We start from the raw sequence: 14,541 nt of genomic DNA on the forward strand, positions 1-14,541 counted from the left end.
CACCGTGGGAACACAAGGGATGGGCCGGCGGCGCTTGTTGGCCGGGGCGGTGGCCGCCGCGGCGGCGGGGCCGCTGCTCACGGCATGCAGCGGCACGGACTCGGCAGGGACCTCGAAGGCCCAGGGCGCGGCGAACGCGGCCGTGCGCCTGCCCAGTTACGTCCCCTACCAGGGCGTCAAACCCGACCTGCCCGGCACCGCCAAGGGCGTGCTCGCCGGGTTCTACGGCTACCCGGCGCACCCCGTGACGGGCGTCAGGGGCAAGCCCGCGGCGGGCCCGAAGATCAGCGCTCTGGTCAACATCTTCGAACCCGTCCCGCCGGCCGCCGGCAGGAACCCGTTCTGGCAGGAGCTCAACAAGCGCCTCGGCACCGAGCTCGACCTCGGCATGGTCCCGGACGCCGACTACCTCCAGAAGCTCGCGACCGTGCTCGCCGGAGGCGACCTGCCCGACCTGGTCGAGATCAGGATGGACCAGCCGCAGCGCGCCCAGATCCTCAAGGCGCAGTTCACCGACCTCACCGAGTACCTGTCCGGCGACGCGGTGAAGAAGTACCCCTTCCTCGCCAACATCCCCACCGAGTCCTGGCGCGCCTGCGTCTACAACGGCGGCATCTACGCCCTGCCGACGCCGCGCCCGGTGATCGGCAGCGTCATGTTCTGCCGCGCGGACCTGATCAAGGACAAGGGCCTCGGCGGCGACCCGAAGAGCTACGCGGAGTTCACCGAGCTCTGCACCGGCCTGACCGACGCCAGGAACAAGCAGTGGGCCCTCGGCTTCGGCGCGGCAGGACCGCTGTCCACCTGGGCCTTCCTCATGCAGATGCTCGGCGCGCCCAACGAGTGGGGCCAGCGGGGCGGCAGGTTCACCTCCTGGTTCGAGACCGAGGAGGCCAAGCAGGCCGCGGACGACCTGCGCACCCTGGTGAAGAAGGGCGTCTTCCACCCCGACTCCTTCGCCGCCACCTCCGACCCCAGGGTGTGGTTCGGCACCGGCAGGACGGCCCTCAACCGCGACGGCGCCGCCGCCTGGGACCTGCTCGCCAACACCTACGGCGTCACCGTCGGCGGCCTCGTCGCCCCCAGGTACGACGGCGGAGGCGACGCCCGCCACTACGCGGGAGGGGCGACGTTCGCGCTCACCGCCCTGAAGAAGACGAGCGACGCCAAGCGCGTCGGCCAGCTGCTCTCCATGGCCAATTGGCTGGCCGCGCCGCTCGGCACCGAGGAGCACCTGTTCCGCAACTACGGCATCCAGGGCGACGACTTCACCTTCGCCAAGGGCCTCCCGGCGCTCACCGGGCGAGGCAAGAAGGACACCACGCTGCCCCTGGAGTACCTGGTCGACGGCCCGCCCTTCCTCGGCCCCGGCGCACCCGACAGGGTCCGCGCCCAGCACGACTACCAGCAGCGGATCGTGCCGGGGCTGCTCCGCGGCGCGGGCGCCGGACTGTACTCCGACACCGACACCACCAAGAAGCTCCAGATCCAGAAGCTCATGCAGGACGCGCTCTCCCAGATCATGCAGGGCAACAAGCCGGTCTCCGCGTGGGACGACGCCGTCAGGAGCTGGCGGACCCAGGGCGGCGACGCCATCCGTGCCGAGTACGAGGCGGCGTACGCCGATGCCCACTGAACTGCGCACCGACCTCCTGGTGGCCGGCGGCGGCCTCGGAGGGGTGGCCGCCGCCCTCACCGCCGCGCGCCTCGGCCGCGACGTCGTCGTCACCGAGCCCACCGACTGGCTCGGCGGCCAGCTCACCGCGCAGGCCGTGCCCTCCGACGAGCACCCGTGGATCGAGAGCGGGCACACCAGCAGCGGCTACGCCGACCTGCGCACCCGCATCCGCGACCACTACCGCCGCACCTACCCCCTGCGCGCGGAGGTCGCCGCACAGCCGGACCTCAACCCCGGCCTCGGCATGGTCAGCAGGCTCTGCCACGAGCCGCGCGCCGCCGTCGCCGCCATCGACGAACTCCTCGCGCCGCACCGCTCGTCCGGCCGCATCACCGTGCTGTACCACCACACCCCGGTCTCGGCCGCGACCACCGGGGACCGCGTCGACTCCGTGACGTTCCGCGACGACCGCACCGGGGAGCACACCACCGTCACCGCGCCGTTCGTCGTCGACGCCACCGAACTCGGCGACCTGCTCGACCTGGCCGGCGTCGAGCACGTCGTGGGCGCCGAGTCCCGGCAGGACACCGGCGAGCCCTACGCCGCACCCGCCGCCGACCCCATGGACCAGCAGGCCGTCACCTGGTGCTTCCCGCTCGAATACCGCCCCGGGGAGGACCACACCGTCGAGCGGCCCGGCTCCTACGACCACTGGAAGACCCACCACGACCCCTTCTGGCCGGGACCGCAGCTCAGCTGGGAGAAGATCGACATCCGCACGATGCGGGGCACCGAGAACCGCATCTTCGAGGACCCGATCGACGCCCGCACCTCCCGCGACCTGTGGCACTTCCGGCGCATCCGCGCCCGGAGCCAGTTCGAGGACGGCGCCTTCGACTCCGACATCACCCTCGTCAACTGGCCCAACACCGACTACTGGGAGGCCCCGCTGGTCGGCCCGGGGGTGACGCCCGAGGACCGGGACCGGGCGCTCGCCCGCTGCCGCGAGCTCTCCCTGTCGTACCTGTACTGGATGCAGACGGAGCAGGGATATCCGGGCCTGCGGCTGCGCCCCGATCTCGTCGACACCCCCGACGGGCTCGCCAAGTCCGTCTACGTCCGCGAGGCCCGCCGCATCCGCGCCCGCTTCACCGTCCTCGAACAGCACGTCGCCGTCGTCGACCGGCCCGAGGGCCAGGGCGCGGAACGGTTCGCGGACAGCGTGGGGATCGGCCACTACAACATCGACCTGCACCCGAGCTCGTCCGGCGTGTCGTACATCAACCTGGAGTGCTACCCGTTCGAGATCCCGCTCGGCGCGCTCGTCCCGGTGCGGATGCGGAACCTGCTCCCGGCCGCCAAGAACATCGGCACCACCCACCTGACGAACGGCTGCTACCGGCTGCACCCCGTGGAGTGGTCCATCGGCGAAGCCGTCGGCGCGCTGAGCGCCTACTGCCTCGACGAGGCCACCGAGCCGCACGCCGTGGCCGGCTCGGCCGCCCGCACCGAGGACGTCCAGCGCCTGCTCACCGGCACCCTCGGCGCGCCGGTGCGCTGGCCCGCGTCCGTCGCGACCACCAGGCCCTCGCAGGCACTCCGCAGCGCCACCCCGCTCTACGCGACGCCCGAACGCAGGGTGCGCTGAGCCCACGACGCCCCTACGCCCGAGGAAGAAGGCAGCACCTTTCATGGATCGCAGACGTTTCCTCACCGCGGCCGCCGCCACCGGAGCCCTCACCCTCGGCTCCGCGACCCGGGCCGGCGCCCGTCCGTCCACCCGTCCGTCCACCCGCCCGTCCGGCCGCCCCCGTGCGGCCGGCGGCCCCTACGACGCCGTCGTCTACGGCGCCACGCTCGCCGGCATCATGGCCGCCCTGCGCCTGGCCGGGCGCGGGTACCGCAGCCTCGTGCTCGAACCGACCGGCCACCCCGGCGGGGTGGTCGCGGGCGGCCTGGTGAAGACCGACATCCCCAACGACATCCGCGCCCTCGCCGGGCTCACCCATACCTCGTTCTTCAACGCCATCGGGGCCCACTACGGGGTCGGCTCCCCGGCGCAGTACCGCTTCGAGCCCAAGGTCGCCGAGGACATCGCCCGGAGCCTGCTCGACCAGGCCGGTGCCACCGTCGTCTACGGCCACCGCCTGCGCGGGCCCGCCGACGTCACCGTCACGGGCAAGCGCATCACGGCGGTGCGGACCCCCGACGGCTGGGTGCGGGCCCGGTTCTTCGTGGACGCCTCCTACGAGGGCGACCTGATGGCCGCCGCGAAGGTGCCCTACACGGTGGGCCGGGAGTCGGCCGCCGAGTACGGCGAGCCCCATGCCGGATTCCGCTCCGACACGGTCCTGAGGATCGGCGACTTCACGCCCAACACCGGCTACCCGGTGGGACCCGTGCCCGTCACCCCGCTGGGGGCGGCCGACGAGAAGGTGATGGCGTACAACTTCCGCGGTGTGCTCACGCGGAGCGCGGACCGGCTGCCGTTCCCCAAGCCCGACGGCTACGACCCGGACACGTTCCTCCACCTCAAGCAGCTGATCGACTTCCGCGGTGTCACCGGGCTCACCCAGCTCGTCGGCACCACGGCGGCGATCCCCGGGGACAAGTACCAGACGAACCAGGGCCCGTTCATCGGACTCGACCTGCCCGGCGCCGGCTGGGACTACCCGGACGGCACCTGGGAGCGCCGCGACGAGGTCATCGCCGAGCACGTGCGCTGGCACCAGGGCCAGCTGTACTTCATGGCCAACGACCCCTCGCTGCCGGAGTCGTTCCGGGCGGACACGCGGTCGTGGGGCCTGCCCGCCGACGAGTTCACCGACAGCCCGTACGGCGCCGGCTTCCCCCATGCCCTGTACGTCCGCGAGGGCCGCCGCATGAAGGGCGCCCACGTCCTGACCGAGCACGACCTGCTCGCCCCGGGCAACACCAAGACCACGTCCGTGGCCTGCTGGAAGTACGGCATGGACTGCCACACGGTGCAGTACTACCCGGAGGGCGACCGGCTGATCGTCGGCGAGGGCTCCCTGACCGGTACCACGAGCAACGTGCCCGTCGACCTCTACCAGATCCCCGCGGAGTGCCTGTTCCCGGCGGCGGGGTCCGTCGACAACATCGCCGTCCCGGTGTGCTTCTCGGCCAGCCACATCGGCTACACCTCGCCGCGCATGGAGCCCGACTTCGGGATGCTCGGCGAGGCCGCGGGCGAGCTCGCCGCCCAGTCCATCGAGCGGGACCAGGCGGTGCAGAGCTACCGGTACGCCGATCTGGCGACGGCGCTCACCGAGCACGGCAGCGTGCTCAGCCTGTAGGACCGCGGACGCCCGGACGGCTTCCGCGGACCGCCGACGTCCGGCACCCGCGGGCGCCGTACCCGGCTCGCGCGCCCGCGGCCTGCCCACCGGAGCCCGCGGGCGCCCCGCCAGGCGCCCGCGGCCCCCACCCTCTCCCTCACGAACACCCTCTCCCTCACGAACCGGAGGTTTTCCGTGTTGTGGACCGTCGGCCGCCCCGATGACGGCCCGGCCCAGTTCGGCGGCGTGTGGCCGCGGGACGGTGCCGTTCTGCGGTACGAGGTCGGGCGGAGCACGCCCGCCGGCCACTGGCCGCTCTTCCACCCGAGCCCGCTCGACGCGGGCAGCGGATGGCGCGAGCACCGGGCCGAAGTGGAGTTCACCGTCGGCCCCGGGGACGTTCCGGAGACCGGATGCGTGCTGCGGCTCCGGTTCGCCGGATCCCACGGCCCCTGCCCCGACATCGCCGTGGAGCTCGACCACCGGCACCGCGCCCTCTACCACCCCGTGGTGGTCAGGCGGACGCGCGCCGAGGTGGACCGGCAGGGCCCCATCGCCGGCGAGTGCGAGCTGGACATCCCGCTTCCGGCGGCCTGGCTCGCGCCGGGCCGCCACGTCCTGGCGCTGACGACCACGGTCGACCGGGACGCGGCCACCGGCCTGCCCGGCGCGGTCCTCGATACGGATCTGCCCGAACGGCGCAGGGCGTACGGCAACTGGTTCGGCGCCGGGATCACCTGGCGCGGCCTCGCCCTGCTCCCCGCGGACCGGGGCCCCGGCGGCCTCGCGGCCCGGCTCGACGCGACGCCCCTGTACGTGGAGCGGGACGGCGGGCTCCACGAACTCGTCGACCTCACGGTGGACGTGCCCGCCGGCGGCGCCTGGCCGGAGCACGCCGAGGTCGACATCGCCGGACACACCTACCGCCACCCCCTCACCCGCGAGGGCCGCACCTTCGGCCAGGTCAGGGTCCGCTTCCCGCTGCCGGAGCTCGCGGACGGCACCACGGCCGCCGAGATCCGCGTCGGGGGCCTCCGGCTGGCCTGCGGGCTCCGCCCGCTCCGCAAGTGGACCATCCACCTCGTTCCGCACGTGCATCTCGACGTCGGGTACACCGACACCCAGGGAAAGGTCCTCGAACTCCACAGCCGCAACCTCGACCGCGCCCTCGCCGCCCTCGACGCGTCCGGCGGCTTCCGCTTCTCCCTCGACGGCGCGCTCATCCTCGACGAGTACCTCGGCACCAGGTCACCCGAGCGAGCGGAGCGTGTCCTCGCGGCGCTGCGCGACCGGCGCCTCGCCGTCAACGCCTTCCACAACCTGTTCCTCTCGGGCGTCACCAGCCTGGAGGAGACCTACCGCGCCGCCTATCTGGCCGCCGGGCTCCGCGACCGGCACGGCATCCCCGTCGACTACGCGAACCTCACCGACGTCCCCTCGTACAGCTCGGCGCTGCCCGCCATGCTCACCGCCCTCGGCATCGACGCCTTCGTCGGCATCGAGAACCACAGCCGGGGCGCCAACGCCGACAGCGACGCCCAGCACCTGGCGACCCCGGTGATGTGGGAGGGCATCGACGGCACCCGGATCCTCACCCACTTCGCCGACGCCTACTCGCAGCTCCGCTTCACCACGGCCGACCCGCAGACCGTGGTCGGCGGCACCCAGTCCCTGTCCCGGTACGTCGGCCGGTACGAGCGGCCCGACTACGCGCCCCACGACCTCGCGCTCATCGGCACCCACGCCGACAACGAGGACCTGGCCGACGGAGACGCCGGCTTCGCCGCCCGCTGGAACGCCGTCTACGCCTATCCCAGGCTCCAGGTCTCCACCCTGGCCGGCTACCTGGCCGCGGTGCGGCCGCTGGCCGACCGGCTCCCGGTGTGGCGCGGCGACGGCGGCAGCTACTGGGAGGACGGCGTCGGCACCGGCGCCGCCGTCGTCGCCGAGCACCGGGCCGCGCAGTCCCAGCTCGTCGCCGCCGAGTGCGTGGCCGCCCTGGTGGCCCGCGCCGAACCGGGCTACCGGCCGAACCGGGCACAGCTCGACCGGGGCTGGGAGGGCGCCCTGTACGCCTGCGAGCACACCTGGACCTGGTCCCACAGCGTCGCGCACCCGCACGGCGAGCAGGTGGGCGACCAGCTCGACTGGAAGCGCCACCGGGTGCACACCGCCCACCGCACCGCCCTCGACGAGTCCCGCCGGGCCATGAGCCAGCTCGGCGAGCTGGTCACCACCGAGGGGCCGACCCTGCTCGTCGCCAACCCGCTCGGCTGGCTGCGGGACATCACCGTCGAGACCGAGGTCCCCGCGGGCACCCCCGTCGGCCGGCCGCCGCTGCCCTACGAGGTGCTGAGCGACTGCGACGGGCTGCACCGGATCCGCCTCACCGTCCCCGGCGTGCCCGGCTTCGGCTACCGCGCGCTGCCGCTCGGTGCCGCCCACAAGGTCACCCCCAACGGGGACGAGGGCGACCCCACCGGGGACACCGCGCCACGCCGCGAGGGCGCCGGGGACGGGGGCACCACCTGGCAGCCGCTGCCCGAGACGCTGACCACGGAGCGCTGGGAGGTGTCCCTCGACCCGGAGACCGGCTCGGTCACCGGGCTCGTCCACCGCCCCACGGGCCGCAGGGCCGTCGACACCGCCTCGCCCCACCGCCTCGGGCAGGTCCTCTACGCGCTCGGCGGCCCCGACTCCCTCACCAGGGGCGAGTCGCACACCCACACGGGTGAGCCCCACCGGCACGAACGCGCGCCCCGCAGCAGCCTCCTGGCCCGCCGCCCGAAGTCGCCGCCGCCCGAGCTCACCGTCACGCCCGCCGCCACCCGCCCCATCGGCCTGCTGCGCACCTACGACGGCTGGCGGCTGCGCACCGTCGGCACGGCGCCGCACCTGCCGTTCGTGCAGACCGACATCCTCCTGCGCGACACCGACGACCGCGTCGAGGTGACCGTGCGGCTCGACAAGGAGCGCGTGCTCGCCAAGGAGTCGCTGTACGTGGCGTTCCCGTTCGCCGCGAAGGGCGACGCACCCGGGGACGGAGACCCCGGAGACGGAGACCCCGGGGACGGCGACCCGGAGCGCCGCGGGCCGCGCTTCCGGGTCCGCTACGACCGCCAGCAGGGCTGGGTGGACCCGGCCACCGACCACGCCCCGGGCGCCTGCAACGAGTGGTTCACCACCCTGCACGGCGTCACCGTCGACGACATCGTGTGGACGTCGGCCGACGCCCCGCTCTTCACCGTCGGGGACATCGTGCGCGGCACCTGGGCCGAGCGCTTCGAACCGGCCGCCGCCACCCTGTTCTCCTGGGTCCTCAACAACTACTGGCCCACCAACACCCCGCCCGAGCAGGGCGGCCCGCTGACCCTGCGGTACGCCTTCAGCCCGCTCGGCGCCTTCGATCCGGCCGCGGCCTCCCGCTTCGGCCTGGAGAGGCGGGCGGCGCCGCTGGTGTCCGACGTCAGCAGGCTCGACAAGTACGACGGCTCCCCGCGCCCGCTCGACGCCGCCTCGGCGACCCTGCTCGACCTGGGACTGCCCGACGGATGCCACGCCACGGTCGCCGAACCCCGTAACCGGCGCGGCCTCCTGCTGCGGGTGCAGAACCTCGACCGGGCCGCCCGCACGATCCGGCTCCGCCACACCGGCACCGTGCTGCTCTGCCGGGCCGATGAACACCCCCTGCGCGAACTGCCGGTCACCGGCGGGACGTTCACGCTCGACCTCGCCCCATGGCAGGTCGCCACCGTCACGTTGACGTGAGGAGCCACACATGGAACGCCGCACTTTCCTGGCCACCGCCCTCGCCGCGGGAGCAGCGGTGCCGCTGCTCGGCACGTCCACCGCGGGGGCCGCGCCCCGGCCCGCCGCGGCCGGCATCAGCTGGCCGTCGGGGCAGGCCCTGCCGGGTTTCGCCGCGCCCTCCCGGCTCGCCACCGCCGACCTGTCCGCGTACTCCGCCGCGGACCAGCTCACCCTGATCAGCCTCCAGGGCATCGTCAACCGCACCCAGCCCCGTATCTACCTCCTCGCGAACGTCGGCGAGGGGAAGGCCACCTGGCAGCCCGACACCGGCGTGCCGAACGACTCCCCGAGCACGCTGGCCGCCCTGGTGGCCAGGTACCGGAGCGAGGTCAAGGGAGCCGTCATCCCCGACCCCGCGCTGCCGCAGTCGGTGAGCGTGGCGACGACCCTCGCGGGCCTGGAGGACGCGCTGATCGCGACACCCGAGATGGCCGCCTCGCTCGGCCTGCCGATCATCGAGGACCTCCGGGGGAGGTTCACCTCCGACCTGGCCGCCAGCCAGTGGCAGATCGACACCCTCTGGCCGCGCACCACCCACCGCATGGTCATCAGCATGAACACCTCGCTGACGGCGTACCTGCGTGACTACGCCATAGCCAACCGGGCCCTCACCGTCTGGCTCGACCACAGCGACCCGGCGCAGAAGGCGCTGATCGAGCGCCTCGCCGACGACATGCCGGACCACTCCCCGTACATGGGCTGGCTGCGCGGCGGTGAGAGCCCCGCCGTGGAGACCCTGTCGAACCGCAGCTGCCACGTCCTCGCCGCCGACACCGCCCAGAACCTGTCGGTGTGGAGCGGCGTGCCCGCGAGCATCGACACGAACCCCTACCAGGCGGCCACGCCCGCGCTCCAGAACAAGATCTACGTCACCCTCACCTACAGCGACGGCGACAACCTCCAGTACGCGCAGCACAAGATGCGGCAGCTGTGGGACGACCCCGCCCGCGGGCAGATCCCCGTCAACTGGCCGGTGCCGCCCGAGATCCTGGACGCCGCGCCCGCGCTGTACGCCCACTACCAGCGGACGGCGACGACCAAGGACTACCTGCTCAGCGGGCCTTCGGGGCTCGGCTACGTCTTCCCGAGCGCCTACCCGGCGGCCACCTTCGACTCCTACGTGTCCCGTACCGCCGACTACACCAGGCGCCTCGGGATGAACAGCACGGCCATCATCAACCGGCTGGACAGCACCTACGAGCCGCTGACCGACGCGGCCGTGGCGGCCTACGCGAAGGGCATGGCCCCACTCGGCATCTTCCAGAACTACGACGACTTCTACACCGAGCAACTGCTCCTGTCCGGGACCCCCATCGCCCGCTCCCGCCTGGCGCTGGACCAGGACGAGCTGCACGCCGGCCTCACCCGGGCGGCCGACGCCTGGACCGCGGCCGGGGGCAAGGCGCCGGTCTTCACCATGGTCTTCCTGCACGCGTGGACCATGACCCCGAGCGACGCGGCGGCGGTCGCGGCCACCCTCGACGACCGCTTCGTGCTGCTGCGCGGAGAGCAGTTCTTCGGCCTGGTCAAGAAGGCGGGGAGCGCCGGCTGACGGGAGGGGAGGGCACGGGGGCGAACCCGGGACCGGCCCGAGCGGCCGACCCCGGGGGCGGGCCCGTGTCAGGTCGCGAAGATCTGGGACTCGTCGGCGAACGCCTTGAACTCCAGCGCGTTGCCCGCCGGGTCGTGCAGGAACATCGTCCACTGCTCGCCGGGCTGTCCCGCGAAGCGCAGGTAGGGCTCGATGACGAAGGACGTGCCCGCGGCGCGGAGCCGTTCGGCGAGCGCGTGGAACTCCGGGATGGCCAGCACCAGGCCGAAGTGCGGCACGGGCACGTCGTGGCCGTCCACCCGGTTGCGGGCGCGCTCACCGCCGGCCGGGGCGAGATGGGTGACGAACTGGTGGCCGTGGAGGTTCCAGTCCACCCACGTGTCGGAGCTGCGGCCCTGCTCCAGGCCGAGCACCGCGCCGTAGAAGTGCCGGGCGGCAGCCAGGTCGTCGACCGGCATCGCCAGGTGGAACCGCGGGATCGGCGCGTCGGGAACGGTCATGCGGGTGCTTCCTTCCCGGGCGTGGCACACGCCCACTGAGCTGCCGGGCAGCCGGTGCCCGGGCGGCACCGGCCGATCGGCTCCCTCTTGCCTACCCGGCCGGACGCGTCTCAGTGATGCGGTCCGCGGGGGGTGACGGGACGCCGGCCCGGGGCCTGCCGAAACACGGGCCACCCAAGCGGAACACCTGCTTGACCTCGGGGACTTCCGGCCCCGGTCCAAGCAGGTGAGAGGGAGGGTGGGGGCGGCGTGAACGAGCTCCGCCGGCAGTGCGTGCCGGTGGCCGTATCACGCCGCCCCGAATTCTCTGGAGTTGTCTCGGCGGAATGCATCCGGACCCTGGATTCGGCGTATCCCTTCGACCCTGGATCGGAGCGTCTCCCGCGGGCCTTCGCCGGGCCGCGGGGAGGCGGGACGCCCGGGGACCGGATCAGGACTCGGCCAGCCTGAAGCCCATCGCGTACATGTCCCTGTGGTACCAGCCGTGCCGCCGGCGGCAGCGGGCCAGGTCCGCGAAGCGGGTGAAGCTGCCGCCGCGGGCGACGCGGTAGGCCGCGGCGCCGCCGAGGTCGTCGTCCACCGCCTCGCCGCCCGGGTAGGGGTGGTAGTCGTCCGAGACGTACTCCTCGACGTTGCCGCCCATGTCGAACGCGCCGAACGGAGAGAGCCCGGCGGGGTACATGCCGACCGGAGTGGTGGACAGGGGCCCGTACTCGACGGTGTTGGTGCGGTCCGGGCCCGCCTGATCGCCCCACGGGTAGGCGCGGCCGTCGCCGCTGCTCGCCGCGTACTCCCACTCGGCCTCCGTCGGCAGCCTGAAGCCCCGGCCGGTGCGGGCCGCGAGCCAGGCGGCGTAGCGTTCCGCGTCCTGGGGGCCGACCGTCCACACGGGGTGGTTGGCGAGCTCGGCCGGATAGCCGCCGAACCGCCACGACGTGGGTGGCAGCGCGGCGTCCGGCTCCGCCAGCAGGAAGGCGCGGTACTCCTGGTTGGTGACGGGGTAGCGGCCGATGCGGAAGGCCGGCACGTCCACCTCGTACTGCGGTGCCTCCTTGGCGATCCAGTCGCGCACCACGCCGACGCTGCTCCACCGCGCGGTGACCGCGTCGATCCGGTCGGCCGGCAGGCCCAGCTGGACCCGCGCGGCGGGCACGTCGACCATCGCGGGGTCGTCGGGGACGATCCTGGGGTCGCCGAGCAGGGCCAGCAGCCGCCCGGCGGCGAGCCGCGTGAGGGGTTCGGCGGCCGGGTCCTCGACGGTGCGGGCGAGGTGGACGGGGCCGCGGATGGCCAGCAGCCGGCAGCGTGCGGCGAGCTCGCTCTCGTCGACGCGGTCGACGTAGGAGGCCGGCAGGCCCATGCAGGCGCGGTCCTCGACGGCGTGCGGGTCGACCGCGGGCGTGATGACGGTGTTCATGCCGCGACCCTCTCGCCGGCCGGAACGATGCTGACGGAGCCGTCGTAGGACGAGGCCAGGAAGCGGCCGCCCGCGGTGTCGTAGGTCAGGTTGGAGATGCCGGCCGCCGTGGGCCTGCCGATGTGCGACCAGGTGTCGGTCCGGGTGTCGTAGACGGCGACCACTCCCGAGTACGAGCCGCTGGCGACGAACCGGCCGTCGTCGGAGGCGGCGACGCACTTGATGGAGTGGTCGTGCGGCGTCGGCACCGAACGCTGGTCGTGCCCCTGCCAGATGCGCATCGTGAGGTCCCGGCCCACGCTGGCGAACGAGTCGTCGGCAAGCGCCGCGCAGCCGTTGGCGATCTGGGCGTGCGCCCCCTCGACGCGCCCGGTCTCCTCGAAGTCCGTGAGGGAGAACCAGCACACGGACGTGTCGGCGCAGACCGCGAAGAGCGTGTCGCCCGAGATCGCGACGTCCTTGACGGGGTTGGTGTGCAGCGGGAGCGTCGCCACGTGCTCGACCTGCTCGCCCAGGGAGAAGACCAGGCCCTCGCCGGTGTAGGCGCCCACCACGACGTGCGGCACGCCGTTCCGCTCGAAGGCCGCGCCGCAGTTCAGCGGTGAGCGGTGCTGGTGCAGGACCGAGCCGTCACCGGCGTCGAAGAGCCGGCCGAGCTGCCCGCCGGTCAGCACCCGGCCGCCGGCGCTCACCAGGAAGTTGCAGAGGCTGCCCGTGCTGGCGGCGAGCCGCCCGTCGCGCCACACGAGGCCCGCGTCGCCGGTCGTCCACATCTCGCCGTCGATGACGGAGACGGCGTTCACGCAGCGCGTCGGCTCGACGCCGGTGAGGTCCCACTCGCCGGTGTCCAGGCTGTAGGTGGCGTAGGAGGACCCGAAGGTGCCGAAGACGAGGGTGCGGTCGTCGAGGAACGCGCCCGAGCGCGCCCACACCTCGGCCGGGTACTCCGTCATGTGCGTCAGGGTCAGGCCGGCGAGGGCGTCCGAGGCGTCCCACACGCGGAACGTGCGGTCGTAGCTGAGGCTGACCAGCGTCTCGGTGGGGGCGTGGTAGACGAGCCGCTTGATGCCGGCCTCGTGGGCGCGGGCCCGGCCGGTGCGCCCGTCGGCGATGGAGATGATCTCGCCGTCGTCGTTGCCCGCGTAGATCACCCCGGTCCGGGTGATGGCGATGGTGTCGGTCTCGACGTCGCCGAGGTCGATGTCGCCCGTCATCTCGCCGGACTGAAGCGACCAGCGCTTGACCGTGCCGTCGTCGCTGGAGGTGACCAGCTCCTCGCCCTCGCCCAGCCAGGCGACGGAGAGGATGTCGGCGGTGTGCCCCTGGAACCGGGCGACGACCGCGCCGTTCAGGTCGAAGACGCGGATGAGGTGGTCGCGGGCGACGGTGGCGACGAGCGGGCGGGTCGGGTGGAACGCCGCCATGTCGACGTCGTCCTTGTGCTCGCTGAGCACCGTCTTGAGCTTGAGGTCCGGTAGCGACCACAACCGTGCGGTGTAGTCGCTGGACGCGGTGAGCAGCATGGTGCCGTCCGGGCTGAACTCGACCATGTTGGCGAGGTGGTCATGGTAGGCGCGGGCGAGGGGGACGTGCCCCTTCGCGTTCCACAGGATGACCTGGTTGTCATAGCCGGCGGTCGCCACGAGTTCGGAGTTGAAGGTCGCGATGCCGCTGATGGGGCCGTAATGACGGATCATGACGAGCCTTCCAGTTGAATGGTGTGCGAGGTTCGGGCGATCTTCGCCCTGAGGTAGCCGGTGTTGTGCGGGTTGACGAAGACCCCCGTCGAGAGGGTGTTGCGGACCTTGATGCCGTAGCCGAGCAGCTGCTCGCGCTTGTCGGGGTTGTTGGTCAGCAGGTCGATCTCGGTGTGGCCGAGTGCGTGCAGCATCTGCACCGCGACGGCGTAGTCCCGCAGGTCGTCGTCGAGGCCCAGCGCGCGGTTGGCCTCGTAGGTGTCGAGGCCCTGCTCCTGGAGGCCGTAGGCGTCCAGCTTGTTGTAGAGGCCGATGCCGCGGCCCTCCTGGCGCAGGTACAGCAGCACCCCGCCGACCGTGTCGATCATGCGCAGGGCCTCGTTGAGCTGGGGCCCGCAGTCGCAGCGCGCCGAGCCGAACACCTCGCCCGTCAGGCACTCGGAGTGCACGCGGACGAGGGGCACGTCGGTCTGCGGGCCGAGCCGGACCGCCAGGTGCTCGCCCATGTCGGCGAGCCCGTCGAAGGTCATCAGCTCGGCCTGCATCAGCGCGTCGGGACCGTGCTTGAGGGGCACGCCCACGCTCCGCCGGACCCTGGCGGGTCCCGGCAGCGCCACGCCGCCCGGGACGGACGCCTCCGGTCCTGTG

9 protein-coding genes are annotated in these 14,541 nt (G+C 73.0%); 5 read left to right on the plus strand and 4 right to left on the minus strand.

The features are described from left to right. Positions 1 to 4 precede the first annotated feature (4 nt). From Sm713_RS12680 to Sm713_RS12700, 5 genes are all read left to right on the plus strand, one after another. Positions 5 to 1,636: an extracellular solute-binding protein gene (locus Sm713_RS12680; protein WP_212909736.1), complete on the plus strand. Its 1,632-nt coding sequence runs from the start codon at positions 5 to 7 to the stop codon at positions 1,634 to 1,636. Continuing rightward, the gene (locus tag Sm713_RS12685; protein WP_212909737.1) at positions 1,626 to 3,266 is read left to right on the plus strand and encodes an FAD-dependent oxidoreductase; all 1,641 of its coding nucleotides are present in this window, start codon (positions 1,626 to 1,628) and stop codon (positions 3,264 to 3,266) included. Before Sm713_RS12680 ends, Sm713_RS12685 begins: the two co-directional genes overlap by 11 nt. 43 nt (positions 3,267 to 3,309) lie before the next feature. After that, entirely contained in the window at positions 3,310 to 4,935 is a 1,626-nt protein-coding gene (locus Sm713_RS12690) for an FAD-dependent oxidoreductase (protein WP_212909738.1), read from the plus strand. Between the two features lie 177 nt (positions 4,936 to 5,112). After that, positions 5,113 to 8,685, plus strand: coding sequence for a hypothetical protein (locus tag Sm713_RS12695; protein ID WP_212909739.1), 3,573 nt, complete (start codon positions 5,113 to 5,115; stop codon positions 8,683 to 8,685). A 10-nt stretch (positions 8,686 to 8,695) separates the two neighbouring features. Continuing rightward, positions 8,696 to 10,279, plus strand: coding sequence for a GxGYxYP domain-containing protein (locus Sm713_RS12700; protein WP_212909740.1), 1,584 nt, complete (start codon positions 8,696 to 8,698; stop codon positions 10,277 to 10,279). A gap of 68 nt (positions 10,280 to 10,347) precedes the next feature. On the opposite strand, the gene Sm713_RS12705 is transcribed toward Sm713_RS12700, so the two are convergent. The 4 genes from Sm713_RS12705 to ribA all read right to left on the minus strand — a co-directional run bounded on the left by Sm713_RS12705 (position 10,348) and on the right by ribA (position 14,510). Next, a complete protein-coding gene (locus Sm713_RS12705; protein ID WP_212909741.1) occupies positions 10,348 to 10,779 on the minus strand; it encodes a VOC family protein in 432 nt (143 codons plus the stop codon). A 430-nt stretch (positions 10,780 to 11,209) separates the two neighbouring features. Next, positions 11,210 to 12,196, minus strand: a complete 987-nt coding sequence (locus Sm713_RS12710) for an SUMF1/EgtB/PvdO family nonheme iron enzyme (RefSeq protein ID WP_212909742.1) — start codon at positions 12,194 to 12,196, stop codon at positions 11,210 to 11,212. After that, the gene (locus Sm713_RS12715) at positions 12,193 to 13,893 is read right to left on the minus strand and encodes a WD40 repeat domain-containing protein (RefSeq protein ID WP_212909743.1); all 1,701 of its coding nucleotides are present in this window, start codon (positions 13,891 to 13,893) and stop codon (positions 12,193 to 12,195) included. The genes Sm713_RS12710 and Sm713_RS12715 overlap by 4 nt, the downstream gene beginning before the upstream one ends. Then, positions 13,890 to 14,510, minus strand: coding sequence for a GTP cyclohydrolase II (gene ribA / locus Sm713_RS12720; RefSeq protein WP_374196044.1), 621 nt, complete (start codon positions 14,508 to 14,510; stop codon positions 13,890 to 13,892). Before ribA ends, Sm713_RS12715 begins: the two co-directional genes overlap by 4 nt. Positions 14,511 to 14,541 lie beyond the last annotated feature (31 nt).

The sequence above is a fragment of the Streptomyces sp. TS71-3 genome (genome assembly GCF_018327685.1).
Lineage (GTDB): Bacteria > Actinomycetota > Actinomycetes > Streptomycetales > Streptomycetaceae > Streptomyces.